12 protein-coding genes are annotated in these 16,044 nt (G+C 70.8%); 8 read left to right on the top strand and 4 right to left on the bottom strand.

Annotated elements, in window-relative coordinates; all coding sequences use genetic code 11:
- Positions 1–626 precede the first annotated feature (626 nt).
- From TsocGM_RS03300 to TsocGM_RS03315, 4 genes are all read left to right on the top strand, one after another.
- On the top strand, positions 627–1,556 hold the full coding sequence (locus TsocGM_RS03300; protein WP_126723891.1) for a phosphatase domain-containing protein: 930 nt from the start codon (positions 627–629) through the stop codon (positions 1,554–1,556).
- A 95-nt stretch (positions 1,557–1,651) separates the two neighbouring features.
- Positions 1,652–2,734 carry a tRNA epoxyqueuosine(34) reductase QueG gene (queG, locus tag TsocGM_RS03305; RefSeq protein WP_126723892.1) on the top strand — a complete coding sequence of 361 codons (1,083 nt, stop codon included), beginning with the start codon at positions 1,652–1,654 and terminating at the stop codon, positions 2,732–2,734.
- 185 nt (positions 2,735–2,919) lie between these two features.
- Positions 2,920–3,210, top strand: coding sequence for a YbeD family protein (locus TsocGM_RS03310; protein ID WP_126723893.1), 291 nt, complete (start codon positions 2,920–2,922; stop codon positions 3,208–3,210).
- A 205-nt stretch (positions 3,211–3,415) separates the two neighbouring features.
- Positions 3,416–4,570 (top strand): arsenate reductase/protein-tyrosine-phosphatase family protein, encoded by a 1,155-nt coding sequence (locus tag TsocGM_RS03315; protein WP_126723894.1) that lies wholly within the window; start codon positions 3,416–3,418, stop codon positions 4,568–4,570.
- Positions 4,571–4,588: 18 nt separating this feature from the next.
- On the opposite strand, the gene miaA is transcribed toward TsocGM_RS03315, so the two are convergent.
- Positions 4,589–5,617, bottom strand: coding sequence for a tRNA (adenosine(37)-N6)-dimethylallyltransferase MiaA (gene miaA / locus TsocGM_RS03320; RefSeq protein ID WP_233578231.1), 1,029 nt, complete (start codon positions 5,615–5,617; stop codon positions 4,589–4,591).
- 193 nt (positions 5,618–5,810) lie between these two features.
- On the opposite strand from miaA, the gene TsocGM_RS03325 reads away from it, so the two are divergent.
- The 4 genes from TsocGM_RS03325 to TsocGM_RS03340 all read left to right on the top strand — a co-directional run bounded on the left by TsocGM_RS03325 (position 5,811) and on the right by TsocGM_RS03340 (position 11,848).
- On the top strand, positions 5,811–7,271 hold the full coding sequence (locus TsocGM_RS03325; RefSeq protein ID WP_126723895.1) for a PQQ-dependent sugar dehydrogenase: 1,461 nt from the start codon (positions 5,811–5,813) through the stop codon (positions 7,269–7,271).
- Complete coding sequence (locus TsocGM_RS03330; RefSeq protein WP_126723896.1) at positions 7,271–8,185, top strand: c-type cytochrome; 915 nt, start codon at positions 7,271–7,273, stop codon at positions 8,183–8,185. Before TsocGM_RS03325 ends, TsocGM_RS03330 begins: the two co-directional genes overlap by 1 nt.
- 507 nt (positions 8,186–8,692) lie before the next feature.
- Positions 8,693–10,651, top strand: coding sequence for a 2-oxoacid:acceptor oxidoreductase subunit alpha (locus tag TsocGM_RS03335; RefSeq protein ID WP_126723897.1), 1,959 nt, complete (start codon positions 8,693–8,695; stop codon positions 10,649–10,651).
- 141 nt (positions 10,652–10,792) lie between these two features.
- Positions 10,793–11,848 carry a 2-oxoacid:ferredoxin oxidoreductase subunit beta gene (locus tag TsocGM_RS03340; RefSeq protein WP_126723898.1) on the top strand — a complete coding sequence of 352 codons (1,056 nt, stop codon included), beginning with the start codon at positions 10,793–10,795 and terminating at the stop codon, positions 11,846–11,848.
- 374 nt (positions 11,849–12,222) lie between these two features.
- On the opposite strand, the gene arsS is transcribed toward TsocGM_RS03340, so the two are convergent.
- From arsS to TsocGM_RS25735, 3 genes are all read right to left on the bottom strand, one after another.
- Positions 12,223–13,263 (bottom strand): arsenosugar biosynthesis radical SAM (seleno)protein ArsS, encoded by a 1,041-nt coding sequence (gene arsS, locus TsocGM_RS03345; protein ID WP_126723899.1) that lies wholly within the window; start codon positions 13,261–13,263, stop codon positions 12,223–12,225.
- 128 nt (positions 13,264–13,391) lie between these two features.
- Positions 13,392–13,724, bottom strand: coding sequence for an arsenosugar biosynthesis-associated peroxidase-like protein (locus TsocGM_RS03350; RefSeq protein ID WP_126723900.1), 333 nt, complete (start codon positions 13,722–13,724; stop codon positions 13,392–13,394).
- A gap of 35 nt (positions 13,725–13,759) precedes the next feature.
- Positions 13,760–16,015 carry a spermidine synthase gene (locus TsocGM_RS25735; RefSeq protein WP_158633354.1) on the bottom strand — a complete coding sequence of 752 codons (2,256 nt, stop codon included), beginning with the start codon at positions 16,013–16,015 and terminating at the stop codon, positions 13,760–13,762.
- Between the last annotated feature and the right edge of the window lie 29 nt (positions 16,016–16,044).

Below are 16,044 nucleotides of genomic sequence, written 5' to 3' on the forward strand. Positions count from 1 at the left end.
GCTCGCCCGGCCTTCCGAGCCGCTGGAGCCAGGAGTCGGCCGAGAACCGGGATTCTGACCGATCGTCCCGCCCCGGGCAACGCCGAGAATCGGCCGGATTCCAGGAAAGTTGGAACGATCGGCCCCGCTCATCGCGAGAGAGCCGAAAGGGAGCCCAACGTTCCGCCCCTCCTCGGTTCGGCCGGCGGCCCGACCCATTGCCCGCTCCGGGAGCGGTTGGCGACCGGGCCTCCGCGCCAGGCCAGGCTCCGCTGCCCGGCGATCGTCGCCGCCGCTCGGGTCGATGGCCGACCTCGCCGGCCGCGCCGTGCTCCAAAACGGCCTCGACCCCCAGGACGAATTTCAGGCCATATCATCAAAAATTTTACTAATATCAATTACTTTGAAGATATACAGTTTTACGATGGTTGCTCGTGAACAGGCCGTGCGCCCCATCGGACGCCCGATCTCATCGCGGCCGATCGACGAGCGAGGCCCCCGACCCTGCGGCCGGGGACGACTCGGCGGGACGGTGAGGGGGCGACCGTCTCCGAATCCGTTCGGTTGACAACCGGCCCGCCGGTGGGCGATCCTCGGATCCGGCGACACCTCATGGCACCAGGACGGGACGATTCGGGTTTCCGCTCATGCGTTGCTTCCCTTCGATCGCACTCCCCCTGGCTCTCGCGCTCCTGGCCGGCCCGACCGAGGACGAGCCGAGCGCGGTCCAGGACCCGCGGCCGATCTCGGCTCCCGGGATCGAGAACCTGTTCCGACTGGGGCCGAACCTGCTCAGCGGAGGCCAGCCGGAGGGGGACGAGGCGTTCCGGGCACTGGCGGACCTGGGAGTGCGGACGATCATCACCGTGGACGGCGCGGCGCCGGATACCGAAGCGGCGCGCCGGTACGGGATGCGCTATGTTCACCTGCCGATTGGTTACGACGGCGTGCCCCGGGAGCAGGCGGTGGCGCTGGTCAAGGCGGTCCGATCGCTGCCGGGGCCGTTCTACGTGCACTGCCACCACGGCAAGCATCGGGGGCCGTCGGCGGCGGCGGTGTGCGCCATCGCTACGCAGGGGTGGGACAAGGACCAGGCCCGGAGGTGGCTGGAGGAGGCCGGCACCTCGCCCGACTACGCCGGGCTGTTCGCCAGCGTGGCCGCCTTCGAGCCGCCGACCGTCGCCGAGCTGGCCGCCGTGCCCGAGTCGGCCCTGCCGGAGCGGGCCGAGGTGCCGGACCTGGTGGCGGCGATGGTGGACGTCGACCAGCGCTGGGAGCGGCTCAAGGCGGTGTCGGCCGCCGGGTTCCGGACCCCTCCCGACCACCCGGACCTCGACCCGCCGCACGAGGCCCTCATGCTGGCCGAGCACTATCGCGAGCTGGCCCGGCTCGACGAGGCGAAGGACCGGGGAGCGGCCTTCCTCCGCCTGCTCGCTCGGGCCGAGCGGGATGCCCTCGCCCTCCGCGACGCGCTCCGGGACCCCGCCGCGCTCGCCACCGCCCCCGCCGCCTTCGACCGCGCCGGTCGGGACTGCAAGGCGTGCCACTCGAGGTTCCGCGACCAATCGCCGAACTGACATCTTTTCAACTTTTCTTTTTTCTCTTTGCTTTCTCTATGTTTGCGTTCCGCTCACCGCGACCCCGCCTGACCTGAGGCCCCATCCGAACTCCGATGTCCCCCATTGATCGCTCCCGGACGGTCCGCCGCCTGGCCGTTGCGCTTGGCTTCGATCTGGTCGGCATTGCGCCGGCCGTCTCTCCCCCGGGGTATGATCATTTTCTGGACTGGCTCGCCGAGGGTTTCGCCGCCGGCATGGGGTACCTGCACCGGCACGCCGAGGCGCGTCGGCACCCGGAGCACGTTCTGCCCGGGGTGCGGTCGGTGGTGATGGTCGGCCTCTCCTACAAGCCCGCCGAAGCCGACCCGCCGGAGTCTCCCCGGTCGGGGAAGGTCGCCCGGTACGCCCGGGGGAGGGACTATCACCAGGTGCTCTGGAAGCGGCTGGGGACGTTGGCCGACCGGGTTGGCGACGCGTTTCCGGGGAGCCACTGCCGGGCGGTGGCCGACTCGGCTCCGCTGCTGGAGCGGGATTTCGCCAGGCTTGCGGGGCTGGGGTGGATCGGCAAGAACACGATGCTGATTCATAAGCAAATCGGCAGTTACACGGTTCTCGGCGCGTTGCTGACGGACCTGGACCTGGAGCCCGACCTCCCGTTCGGGGCCGACCACTGCGGCACCTGCACCCGGTGCCTCGACGCCTGCCCGACCGACGCCTTCGCCGGGCCGTACCGGCTGGACGCCGGGCGTTGCATCAGCTACGCGACGATCGAGCACCGGGGGGACCTGCCGGACGACCTGGCCGACTCCTTGCACGGCTGGCTCTTCGGCTGCGACATCTGCCAGGAAGTCTGCCCCTGGAACCGCAAGGCTCCCCCCGGCCGCGACCCCGAGCTGGCGGCCGACCCGGCTCGGGCGGCCCCCGACCTGATCGACCTGCTGGAGGCCGACGACGAGGCGATCGCCAGGCTGATCCGGGGATCGGCCATGACCCGGGCCAAGCGGTCGGGCATGCTGCGGAACGCGGCGGCCCTGCTCGCGGAGCGGGGGCTCTCCGAGGCGTTGCCGGCGCTGGCCGATCGGCTGGAGGATGAGGATCCGGTGGTCCGCGCGGCCTGCGCCCGGGCGATGGCGAGGATCGGGAACGGGAAGCGAGCGCAAAGTCTCGGAGACGAGGAGGGGAAGGCAAAACAATAGGTTATTTGGATCTGGTGATTTGCAAGGGGCGGCCGGGCCCGGCGGTCCCGGGCGGGGCGAGCCGGCGAACTGGTGAGCCGGTGAGGGGGCGTCTCGCCTGTGTCGGCGGCGGTGGTCCGGTGTAGAATGAGAGGGGGATCGCCGGGGACCCCTCCCCTCTCATCGGAACTGATCAAGGTTGCGCCATGGATTCCAGGAACATCCCGTCCGTCGAGCTGCTCGAGTCCGTCCACCCGTTTCCGGGGTCGTATCAGATCCGGGCCATTGGCTCGGCCGAGGGGGATTTCGAGGGCCGGGTCGTCGCCGCGGTGCGGGAGGAGCTGGCCGGCCCGGGGGAGGTGGACCACTCGGCCCGGTACACGAAGGGGGGCCGGCACGTCTCGGTGACGCTGGACATCACGGTGCAGTCGGCCGAGCAGGTGCGGTCCATCTACGCCCGGATCCACGAGGTCAGCGGGCTGTTCCTGCTGTTCTGACGGCGGCGGGGGCCTTGCGGGCGGCCCGGCCCTCGGGTCGATGGGAAGACGTCTGTCGACATGACGGAAATCGCATGGTTGGGGACCCGAGATTGACCGAGCTTGGCGTCCGGCCGTAAGCTCGGAAGGCGAGAGGACGCGCCCTCGTCCCGGCCGAGGGCGGCCGGACGGCGCCGGGCGCCGCACGACGGGATCTCGCCGAACGATGAGCGACCCGAACGCGACGCCCGAGCAGGTCGACCTGTCGACGGCCGACGACCCGAGGGACGTGGTCCACCGCGCCGTGGCCTGCCTGGCCGGCGGGGGGGTGGTGGGGCTGCCGACGGGGGCCGGCTACGCCCTGGCGGCCTCGGCCCTGGTGCCGGAGGCGGCGGCCCGGGTGGCGTCGGCCTTGCGGGCGTCGCTGACGCCGGCCGACCCGACGGGGGCGTCGGGCCCTTGGATCTGCCTGCGGTCGGCCGGCGCCCTGCCCGACTGGGCGACGGCCGCGTCGTCGGGGGCGAGGAGGCTGGCGTCCCGGGTGTGGCCGGGGCCGCTGGTGCTCTTGATGTCGGAGGGGGTGGAGGCCGGCCTGGCGGGCCGGCTGCCGGAGGAGGTGCGGTCGGCCGTGAGAGGACGATCGGGGGCGATCGGCCTGTGCTGCCCCGACCACCCGTTCGTGGAGCACCTGACCCGGCTGGTCAGCGGGCCGATCGTGCTAGCCGAGCCGACGGCGCCGGACGGCTCGCCGCTGGACTCGGCTCGCCGCCTGATGGGGCCCGGGGCCCCGGCCCTGCTCGTCGACGACGGCCCGCCCTACGATCCGAAGGGGCCGACGGTCGCCACCTTCGACGGCGACTCCCCCCGGGTCGTCCGTCCGGGCTCGTACGACGAGCGGACGCTCCGGAGGCTGTGCGGGACGATCATCCTGTTCGTCTGCACGGGGAACACCTGCCGAAGCCCGATGGCCGAGGCGCTGTTCAAGGCGATGCTGGCCGATCGGCTCGGCTGCGGGCCGGGAGAGCTGGAGGCCAGGGGATGGCTGGTGCTCTCGGCCGGGCTCTCGGCGATGCCGGGGGCGCCGGCGGCGGAGCACGCGGTGGAGGTGGTGGCGGCACTGGGAGGCTCGCTCTCGTCGCACTCCAGCCGGCGGCTGACGCCGGAGATCGTGCGGGCCGCCGACCGGATCGTGGTGATGACCCGAGGGCACCTCGACGCCCTGCTGCACCACGCTCCCGAGGCGGCCGGCCGAGCCCGGCTGCTCGACCCGGAGGGATTCGACATCGACGACCCGGTCGGCTCCGACCTGACCACCTACCGGGAGACGGCCGAGGCGATCCGGAGGCACCTGGAGCACCTGCTCGACGAGCTGGTGCCCTGATCGGGTCGGGGGGCGGCCCTAGGGGCCGGGCGGTCGGGAGCGGATGGCGGCGATGAGGGGCAGGAGGCGATCGGCGGTGGCCTCGGGGGGCTCGTCGCCAGAGAGGGGGACGGGAGCGACCTCGGAGAGGCCCCGGAACCAGGTGGCCTGACGCTTGGCGAGCTGCCGGGTCCGGGCCTGGACGAGGGCGATGGCCTGGGCCTCGGTGGGGATGCGGCCGGCGAGGAGGTCGAGGGCCTCTCGGTAGCCGGCGGCCTGGGAGGGGACGGGGTGGAGCGGCCGGGGAGCGTCGGCGAGGCGTCGGGCCTCGTCGATCAGTCCCGAGTTGAACATGGATTCGACCCGGGCGTCGATGCGGCGGCGAAGCTCGTCCCTGGGGCGGTCGAGGGCGAGCACGGGAACGTGGGGAGGGGCGGGGCGGTCGTGCTCTCGCTGCCAATCGCTCAGGGGACGGCCGGAGCAGGCGAGGACTTCCAGGGCTCGGATGATCCGGCGGCGGTCGTTCGGGTGGAGTCGGGAGGCGGTGGCGGGGTCGGCGGCGGCGAGGCGGGCGTGCAGGGCGGCATCGCCGAGGCGGTTGGCCTCGTCTTCCAGCTCGAGGCGGAGGGAGGGGTCGGCGGAGGGGCCCGGGAAGAGGCCTCGGAGGAGGGCCTTCAGGTACATCGGCGTGCCGCCGACGAACAGGGGGATGCGGCCTCGCTCCTCGATGGCGGCGACCGCGGCGGCGGCCATCGCGCGGTACCAGGCCACGCTGGCGGATTCCCAGGGGTCGAGCACGTCGATCAGGTGGTGGGGCACGCCCCGGCGCTCGGACTCGGAGGGCTTGGCGGTGCCGATATCCATGCCTCGGTAGAGGGTCATCGAGTCGAGCGCGACGACCTCGGCCCCGAGGCGGATGGCCAGCGCCACGCCGACGGCGGTCTTGCCCGAGGCGGTCGGCCCGGTCAGGTACAGGGAGCGGTGGAAGGGGAGGGAGGTCTCGGGCACGGTGTTCGGCGGCCTTGGGCCCGCTCCCGGGCCGCCCTCGGCGTTTCCGCCGGTCAACACGAGGGTGGACTCGGGGCGCCGGCGGGGGCCGGGGGATGCTCGTTCGCTTGACTCGACATTCGACGGAGTGCTAGCCTACCCTGGGCCGCCCGTCGGCGCCGAGCCTTCGGGAGGCGAGGTGTGCCCCCCGTCCCGTTCCTCACCGCCAGCCCCTCCCGAGCGATTCGCCCCCCCTCCGGCCAGGAGCCCCCTGATGCTCGCGAGCCTCCAAAGCGGCGACACGTCTTCATATGCAAACTATTTGCTTGCTTTCTCGATCGGGTTCGCGTTTCTCTGCATCGCGTCGGCGTTCCTGCTGGGGAAGCGGGAGCGGTGGTGGACGATCGCCGGGGCGTTGGTGGTGCTGGTGTTGGGAGTGGTGATCGCGTCGGTTGCCGGCCCGGGGCGGAACAGCGTGGTCAATCTGTTGGCGGTGAAGCGGTTCGAGACGGTGGCGGGGGGCCTCAGCGGGCTGCTGGCGGCGCTGGCGGTGCTCGGCGGGGCGGGAGGGACGCTCGGCCGGGCGCTGGGGTATCTGCTCTGCCTGGGGGTGATCGGCTTCTGCACGCTGAACATGGCCAAGGACGCGGTTTCGGCCTCGGTCAAGGCGCTGCTGGGCCGGGGATCGCCGGGCCGGGGAGCGGCCGAGTCGCCAGGGAAGGGGCCGAGCGTGGAGCTGTTCGCGGAGCTGGACCTGACGCCGATCTGCATGGCCCGGGATGCCGAAGGCCGGCTGTACGTGGGAGGAGTGTCGGGGGATATCAACTGGATGGGGATCGTCTCCCGGCTGGACCGGAAGGACCCCGAGGGCCCGGTGGTCGAGACGAGAGTGGCCCGGGACCTGGTCCGGCCGCACGGGATGGCCTTCCACGACGGCGATCTGTTCATCGCCCGCACCGGAGAGGCGACCCGGGCCGTCCAGGGGAGGATGTCCTACGAGGCGACCGGCGCCGTGACCCGGCTGACGGACGTGGACGGCGACGGGCGCTACGACCTGTACATCGACGTGCTTGACGGGCTGCCGGGGGCCTTCGGGGTGCACCAGACCTCGGCCCTGGTCTTCGATCAGCAGGGGTGGATGTACGTCTCGGTGGGGGCCGCCGAGGACCACTCTCCGGTGATCGAGGAGTACGAGGGGACGATCCTGCGCTGTCGGCCAGACGGCACGGAGCTGGAGGTCTTCGCCCGAGGCGCCCGGAACCCGTATGCGATGGCCCTGGGACCCGGCGGCGAGCTGTTCTGCACGGACAACGACGCCGACGAGCGGAACCGCGGAGACGTGGTCTTCCACGTCCGGCAGGGAGACCATCTGGGGTTCCCCTACACCCAGGTGGTGGGAGGGCCGGAGATCGACGGCGTGGTCGAACCGCTGTACATGCCCGGCGACGGCGCGGTGCTGGAAGGCCTGGTCTTCGCCGAGCCCGGAAGCCTTCCCGAAGGGTACGACAATTGTTTCTATGTGGCTGAGCTGTTCGGAGATTCGGTGAAGCGGCTCCGGGTGCGGCCTTCGGATGAGGAGGGACGGTACGAGCTGGAGCGGGTGGAGGACGTCTTCTCGGTGAAGTTCCCGCTCGACCTGGTGATCGCCCCCGAGGAGCAGGCGATGTATGTGCTGGCCGGCTACGACGAGAAGAAGGTCTACCGGGTCACCTTCGGCGAGGGGGGGGCGGAGTGATGCGGGGGGCGCTGGTCTCGATCTTGGCGGCGGTGGTGCTGGTCGCCGGCATTGCCGTGGGGGGATCGTCGGTGTTCTTCCCGCCGACGAAGACTCGGATCGACGTGGCGCACGGTCAAGAGATCTTCAATCGCTACTGTGCCAGTTGCCACAGCGTCAAGGAGCAAGGGGGCTCTCGTCGGGCGCCGTCGCTGCACCGGATCGGCGAGGTGGCTGGCTCGAGGGTGCCGGGGCAGAGCGCCGAGGAGTACCTGCTGACCTCGATCCTGAAGCCCGACGCCTACCGAGCCGAGGGGGTCGAGGGCGTGATGCCGCCGAACGTGGCCGATGCGCTCTCGAAGGCGGATCTGATCAACCTGGTGAGCTACCTCTCGACCCTCGGCGGTCGGCTGCGGCCGGCGGCGGTGCTGGCCCTGCCGTTCGAGAGGGATCGGGGCTCGTCGGCCGCGACGAGACGGCTGGAGCTGGCGTCGATCGAGCGGGGCCGCGCCCTGTTTCTGGGCAAGGGGAACTGCTCCTCCTGCCACAGCCTGAGGACCGATATCGCCGGGCACAATCTGATGGCCCCGACGCTGGAAAAGGCCGGGCTGTACTCCCGGGCCGACCTGGAGGCGGCGCTGCGGGAGCCGAGCGCGCACATCGTCGAGGGGTACGAGACGTGGATGGCCTCGGCCGGCGGGGTGCTCGTGCAGGGCCGGAAGCTGCCGGCGCCCGAGGGCAAGGTCCGGCTGCTGGCGGCCGACGACCGGGGCGGGCCCGAGCTGCTGGAATTCGACCAGGACGAGCTGGAGCCGCTGGGCGATGACGGTGAGGTGCTCGTCCGCGTGCCGACCTCTCGGATGCCGCCGGTCGGCCAGGTGCTTGACCGGGAGGAGGTCGGTGCGGTCCTCGACTTCCTGCTGACCCTGCGCTGATCCAAAAGGGGCCCGGGCCCCGGAGCGACCTCCGGAGCGGCTGGGACCGCCGGTTCGGCGGCGCTGCCTGGTCTTGGGAGCCCCGGTTTGTCTTCCCAGCGGGTCGGGGCCGACGAGGGCTCGGGATCCGCGGCCGGACCCCGAGGCCCCCGAACCCCGGCCTCCCGCCGAGGCCGACGCTTCGGCTCCGGCTACGAGCGGTTCGATCCGGGCGTTGGGGGCGTGCCGAGCCAGTCGGAATGGGTCCCGACCGGGAGCGGGACTCGACCTCGGGCTTCCCTCCTCGGATCGGCGGGAGCCGGACCCCGGCGACCGGGCACAGAACGTTCTTGCGGGACCCCCCGGGTTGTGGTCGACTGGGGTCAGGGTCGGGCGTGAGCGGCCGTCCCGCTCGCTCTCAGAAGCGACACGTCGTGTCATGGGGAGGTCGGCCCGAGCCGGAGGCGGGCGTCCCCTGGTGGATCTGTGGCCGTCGATCGCGCCCGACGACCGATCGAGGCAGCTCCCATGGCTTCCGTCACGACCGCCCCGCCGGCCCCCTCCGCACGCCGGGAGGGATCGACCGCGTCCCGATCCGTCAACGATCTGGCCATCCGGGTCGGGACGGTGAATGGATCGGGCAGCCAGTCGTCGAACCTGGTGCTGCTGCGGGCGCTCAATCACATGGGCATCCCGTGCAGCGGTAAGAATATCTTCCCCTCGAACATCGAGGGCCTGCCGACCTGGTTCCACCTGAGGGCCAGCGCCCGGGGATATGTGGCCCATCGGCAGGATGTGTCCATCCTGGTCTGCATGAACGAGCAGACCGCCGCGGACGACATCCGGCGGGTGGCGCCGGGGGCCGTGGTGATCTACCGGGACGACTTCAAGGAGGACGTGAGCGGCCTGCGCGACGACGTGCGGATGATCGCCGTGCCGTTCCAGAAACTGGTCGAGGAGGCGTACCCGAACGACGGGACGAAGAGCTACCGGGAGACGCTGCGCAAGGTGATCAACATGGTTTACGTGGGCGTGGTGGCCTACGTGACCGGGATCGAGCTGGAGGCGGTGGAACACGGCATCCGGCGGGAGTTCCCCGGAAGGAAGGCGAAGGCGGGAGAAGTGAACATCCGGGCGGCCCAGGCCGGGTTCGGGTGGGCCGCCGAGCACCTGGGGAGCGAGCCGTTCGCCTGCCGGGTGGAGCGGATGGACGCGACCTTGGGCCAGATCCTCGTCGACGGCAACCGGGCGTCGGCCCTGGGGGCGGTCTTCGGCGGGGCGAGCGTGATGACCTGGTACCCGATCACCCCCTCGAGCAGCCTGGCCGAGGCGGCCGAGGAATACTTCAAGCGCACCCGGGAGAACGGCGATGGGAGGAAGACCTTCGCGGTGGTCCAGGCGGAGGACGAGCTGGCCGCGATCGGCATGGCGGTGGGGGCCGGCTGGGCGGGGGCGAGGGCGATCACGGCGACCTCGGGGCCGGGCATCTCGCTGATGACCGAGTTCGTGGGCCTGGCCTACTTCGCCGAGATCCCGGTGACGATCATCGACGTGCAGCGCATGGGCCCCAGCACCGGCCTGCCCACCCGAACCAGCCAAGGGGACATCCTCAAGCTCCACCTGCTCGGCCACGGCGATTGCCGACACCCGGTCCTGATCCCAGGATCGGTGAAGGAGTGCTTCGAGCTGACCGGCGAGGCGATCGACCTGGCCCAGCGCTTCCAGACCCCGGTCTTCGTGGCGACCGACCTCGACCTGGGGATGAACCTCTGGCTCTCCGAGCCGTTCCCGTACCCCACCCGCCCCCTGCAGCGAGGCAAGGTGCTCGACGCGGTCGACCTCCAGCGCCGGGGAGGCTTCGGCCGGTACCGCGACGTGGACGGCGACGGCGTCTGCTACCGTACCCTGCCCGGAACCGAACACCCGGCCGCCGCCTACTTCACCCGGGGGACCGGGCACAACGAGAGCTCCGGCTACAGCGAACGCCCCGAAGACTGGCGGCGGAACCTCGACCGCCTGACCAGGAAGCTGGAGACGGCCCGGGCCGAACTCCCCCGGCCGGTGATCGCGATCGAGCCGGGGGCGAAGGTCGGGCTGATCGCGTATGGCTCGACCGACCCGGCGGCCATCGAGGCGAGGGACCTGCTGCGAGCGGCGGGAGTGCCGGTGTCGTACTGCCGGATCCGGGCCCTGCCGGCCGCCGACTCGGTGGCCGAGTTCGTCTCGAAGTGCGATCGCGTCTACGTCATCGAGCAGAATCGGGACGGACAGCTCTGTATGCTGCTGCGGGCGACGCTCGAGGGCAGCCTCGACGACCGGCTGTTCTCCATCACCCACTACAACGGCATCCCGATCGCCGCGGGGGACATCGTGGGCCCGGTGCTGGACTGGGAGCGGAACTTCCAGGAGCACCACATCCCCTCGGCGCAGCCGTCTCCCCCCGATCCCCGCGGGAACGGGGAGGGGCCGGTCGTCTCGACGGAGTGACGGGGATCGCGTCGCGTCACGTCGCGTCACGTCGCGTCGCTTCTCTTCATTTCTCTTCTTTTCTTTTCTCTTCTCTTCTCTTCTCTTCTCTTCGCGTCTCGCTTCGCACCAGATCAGCCGGATCAGACCGGAGGACGAGCCATGTCTCGGGCCGAGGCGACCGTGCCGGTGCACGCCGGCGACCGCACGTTCGAGCTGCCGCTCTTGGCCTTTCAGGGGTCGCCATCGACCCTGTGCAAGGGGTGCGGGCACAACAGCATCACCAGCGCTTTGATCGATGCGTGCAAGTCTCTGGGGATCAATCCCTATTCCACGGTGAAGCTGAGCGGCATCGGCTGCTCAAGCAAGACACCGGCGTACTTTTTGAACTACAGCCACGGGTTCAACGCGCTGCACGGCCGGATGCCGTCGGTGGCGACCGGGGCGGCGCTGGCCAACGCGAGGCTGACGGTCGTCGGCATCAGCGGAGACGGCGACACGGCGAACATCGGCCTCGGCCAGTTCAAGCACGCTTGCCGGCGGAACCTGCCGATGGTCTACCTGGTGGAGGACAACGGCTGCTACGGCCTGACCAAGGGGCAGTTCTCGGCCACCGCCGACCTGGGGGCCCCCCTGCGCCGAGCGTCCGGCGAGCGGAACACCACGGCGCCGCTGGATCTGTGCCTGGAGGCGATCGCCGCCGGGGCCTCGTTCGTGGCCCGGTCGTTCGCGGGGGACCGGAAACAGCTCGGAACCCTGCTCCGGGCGGCGCTGGCGCACCGGGGGATGGCGTTCCTGGACATTATCAGCCCATGCGTGACCTTCAATGACTTTCCCGAAAGCCACAAGGGCTGGGACTGGGCCAAGGCGCACGAGGAACCGCTCCAGGAGTTGGGCTTCGTCCCGCACTTCGAGCCGATCGAGGTGGAACAGGTTGAAGGGGAGGCGACCCGAGTGCGGATGCACGACGGCTCCTGGATCACCCTCCGCGCCCTGAGCCATGCCGAGCACGACGTGACCGACCGGGCCTCGGCCCTCCGGCTGTTGCTGGAGAGCCGAGAGGCGGACGAGTTCGTCACCGGGCTGCTCTACCTCGACTCGGATCGGCCCGACTTCGTGACGGAGCAGGACCTGGTCGACCGCCCGCTCGCCCTGCTGGACGACGAGTCGCTGCGACCGAGCCGGGAGGCGTTCGAGGCGATCCTGGCGGAGCTGTGATTGCAACGGTCTCGATCCGCCGGGGCGGTCGGGGTCGGAGTCGGGTCGCCCCCCGAGTCGGACGCCTTCCGGAACGGGGAGCGCCCCGCCCCTCGCCTCCCCGGCCCGAGATCCGCCGAGGTTGATCGGTTGGTTCGACCCGCCGACACCCTGCGGCGGGGAGGCTGAGGTCCTCCGCAACCGTCGGTTCGGCGGCGCTCCCCTCCGGTGGGTGCCCTGGGGTGGCTTCCACCCGGGGCGGGCCCGTCGAGGACTCGGGGTCCGCAGCCGGAACCCGAGGCTCCCGAACGCCGGCCACCCTGCCGGACGATCGCGGCGGGTCGACTCATCGAGAACCAGACACGCCACCCTGCCGGAGAGGGGGAGGAGGGGGGTCAGCGGACGACCTGGCCGCCGCAGCCGGAGCCGGCGCCGGCGGTGCAGCCGTAGCAGTGGAGGCCGGTGGTGATGGGGCGTCGGGAGAGGGAGGCCGGGTCGAAGTCGGCGATGTGGGAGGGGACGCCGGGGGCGGTGGGGAGCTCGAGCTGCTGGTTGAAGTCGCAGTCGTAGAGGAGGCCGTCCCAGCCGACGGAGAGGGTGGTGCGGCACATGACGGCCTCCGCGGCGGCGGGGTTGAACGAGGAGACGAGGCGGTTCATGTACGGTTCGTACTGGCCGGAGCGGAGGAGGAACTCAAGGAAGCGGTTGATGGGCATGTTGGTGATGACGTAGAGGCGATTGAAGACCAGATCATATCGAGCCTTGAGCTCTCGGCGGAAGTCGGCCTCGATGCTGGCTTGCCTCGGGGGAGGGAAGGCGCCGACGGGGTTGTAGACGAGGTGGAGCTCCAGCCCGGAGCCCTCCTTGCCGTAGCCCAGGTCGTTCAGGAGGCGGAGGGCGGCGAGGGAGTCGTCGAAGACGCCGTCGCCGCGCTGGGCGTCGGTGTTGCGGGGGAGGAAGGAGGGAAGGGAGGCGACGACCTCGACGCGGTGCTCGGCGAGGAAGGCGGGGAGGTCTCGGAAGCGGGGGACCCGCAGGATCGTCAGGTTGCAGCGGTCGATCACGTGGCGGCCGAGGGCGCGGACGCGCTCGACGAGCCATCGGAAGTGGGGGTTGAGCTCGGGGGCGCCGCCGGTGAGGTCGACCCGGGGGATCTCGGTCGCTTCGAGGGCGCGGAGGCACTGCTCCATCGTCTCCCGGGTCATGACCTCGGTGCGGTCGGGGCCGGCGTCGACGTGGCAGTGCTTGCACGTCTGGTTGCACAGCTTGCCGAGGTTCAACTGCAAGACGTCGATGCCGGTGGCGGTCAGGGGGGAGAGGCCGTGGGAGGAGAGCGACTGCTCGAAGGGGGGGAAGCGGCCGGAGGGGAGCAGGACGCGGAGCTGCTGGTCGAGGGTGGCCAGGGGGTGGCCCTGAGCGCGGAGGGAGCGGGGCATGGGAGGGGCTCGATAAGGAGAAGGGATGAGACGGGTCGCGGAGAGGAGCGGATCGGAGGGGAGCGCACGCTCCCGATGCCCCTGCTCGGCTCCGATCGGGCTTTGGGCCGGATTCCGGGCGAGGGGGATCACATCGAGATCGAGTCGTGCACGTCCTTCATTTGCACGCCGTGGACGAGGGTGATGCCGGCTCGGAGGGCGGCGGCGACCTGGATGGCCTCGGTCATCTGGGCGAGGTCGGCGCCGAGTTCGAGGCAGCTCCGGGTGGAGGAGTCGATGCAGTAGGGGCACTGCTCGGAGTGGGCGACGGCCAGCGCGATGAGGGCCTTCTCCCGGGAGGAGAGGGCGCCGTCCTGAAACACGGCGCCGTACCACTGGTTGAACTTCTCCCAGAGGGCGGGGGCGCCCTGGCCGACCTCGGGGAATCGGGGGAGGTCCTCGGGCTTGTAGTAGGAGGACATCGGAGGCTCCGGGTTCGGGGCGTCGATCGCAGGGGTCAGCTCGGGGAGGGGGCCGCCCGGCCGGGGAGCAGGCGGGGGGCGAGCGACAGCAGGTAGAAGGCGACGGCCACCCAGATCAGGTTCGTGAAGCCGAGGGCGAGCGAGAGGTTCTCGCTCAGGCCGCCCACGACCACGCCGGCGATGTTCGCGCCGAGGGCGAGATCCGGGCGCTCTCGGTCGCGGAAGGCCATTGCGAAGATGATGCCGGCGAACAGCACCGGCAGGAAGACGACAGTGCAGGAGACGATCACTCGGGTCGCCCCGGGCAGGGCGAGATAGGTTTCCAGGGGGATCAGCACGTTCAGCAGCAGCGCGGCGATCAGGCCCGCGTAGTAGGGCAGCTGGCGGGTCGGCCGGACGAGCAGGACGAACTGGTTGGCGGCGAGGATCATCAGCAGGATGGCGCCGAAGACGATCGAGTTCACGGCCCAGGTCGAGCCGAAGAGCAGGGCCATGTGGACCACTCCCTTGGTTTCCAGCAGCATGAAGCCGGCGCCGAGGAAGAACATCTGGCCGTCGGGTCGGAGGCGTTTGGCGGGGGCGAAGCTCAGCAGCAGGCTGATCGAGAGGAAGGCGACGATGGCCATGCCGCGGAGGTTCAGGGCGGGGATGGCGCGGTCCCGCAGGTAGAGGAAGGGCCAGGAGTCGGTGGGAAGGTGGCGGATTCCCTCGGTGACGACCTCGGTGGGTCGGAGGGCGTCGGGGGGGGCGTCGGCCCGGAGGGAGAAGGAGGCGGTCCAGGAGTCGGTTTCGGGGTCGTGGACCGGGACGAGCACCTGGCCGTCGGCGAACCGGGAGCGGGCGGTGTCGATCACCGGGCTCGGGCCGTTGCCGGCCATGAGGAAGGTGATGTGGTTGCCCTGCGACTCCTCGGGGACGATCCGATCCTTCGGCGGCAGGGAGAGGACGACCGGGGGGGCGCCGAAGGCGTCGTCGATCATGCGGTCGATCCGGCCGACGACCCAGCCCTGGCGGTAGTAGTTGTAGGCGGCGAAGACGCCTCCGGGCTTCAGGCGGGCCCGGATGTCCCGGACGGCCCCCTCGGTGAAGAGGAAGCTCTCCAGGCGGAGGGAGGAGTAGCCGGAGTGCAGGACGAGGGAATCAACGAGGGCGTAAATGATCAGATCGTATTGCTTCTCGGTGGTGCGGAGGAAGCCGCGGCCGTCGGTCAGGTGGACGGTGACGCGGGGGTCGTCGTAGGGGCGGTTGGGGTGATTCAGGCGGCCGAGGCGCTGGAGGGCGGGGTCGATTTCGACGGCGTCGACGTGGTTCGCCCCGGCGAGCAGGGCGGCGGCGACGTCGTTGCCCGAGCCGGCGCCGATGACCAGGACGTCCTCGAACGGCGGCTCTCCGGCGGCGGAGCGCATCAGGTGGGGGAGGAAATACGCCTTGCCGGTCTTCTCCACGTCGACCATCTGCTGGTGGCCGATGTTGTTCGTCTCGATCAACCGGGCCTTGGGCTGATATTCGACCTTGTAGTACGGGGACCAGAGCGTCCGGGAGGAGGACAGCGGCGGCGCGAAGGCGGAGAGGGCGGCGACGTAGACCAGGCCCACCAGGCAGGCGATCTGGACGGCCGATCGGCGGCGGATCAGGGTGGCGAACAGGCCGGCGGCGACGGCGAACCAGAGCAGCGGGGTCGTCTCGTGCCAGGAGGCGAGGCCGAAGGCGGCGATCCCGGCGACCGAGCCGGCGACGTCGGCGGAGTAGGCGCGGATGCGGTCGGGGATGGCGTTAAACCGGCGGCCCATCACCTGGCCGACGCCCACGAAGGCCGAGGCGATGAGCACGAAGAAGAACCCGGCCATCGCCTCGATCGGCACGGTCCAGGCGAACGGGTCGCGCACGAGGTACTCGGTGCCGAAGTACACCTGCTGCGGCGACCCCCGGCCGCCGACCTCGACGAGGATGGCGCCGCCGCTCCGTTGGGCGTCAAGCAGCACGAGGGCGGCCGCCGCGCCGACGAGCAGCATCGGCAAGGTGAGCCGGGAATAATCCCTCGGGCTCGAGGCGGCCAGCAGGCCGACCGAGAGGCCGAGGAAGCAGGCCATGAGCACGAGGTTGGTGAAGAAGGTGAGGAAGGCGACCGTGGCGCCGAACCATCGGATGCAGGCCAGCTCCAGGAAGAGGGCGACGAAGCTGATCAGGAACAGCTCGACGGAGGCCCTGGTCGACTCGGGGGGCGGGCAGGCCCGGCCGGCCGAGGGGGAGGGGGTCGGCGACGGCGATGGGGTCGGCGGCTGGGGTTCCATGCGGTGCGTCGCGCGGGGGCCTCGGGGAC

Source organism: Tautonia sociabilis (assembly GCF_003977685.1).
GTDB lineage: Bacteria > Planctomycetota > Planctomycetia > Isosphaerales > Isosphaeraceae > Tautonia > Tautonia sociabilis.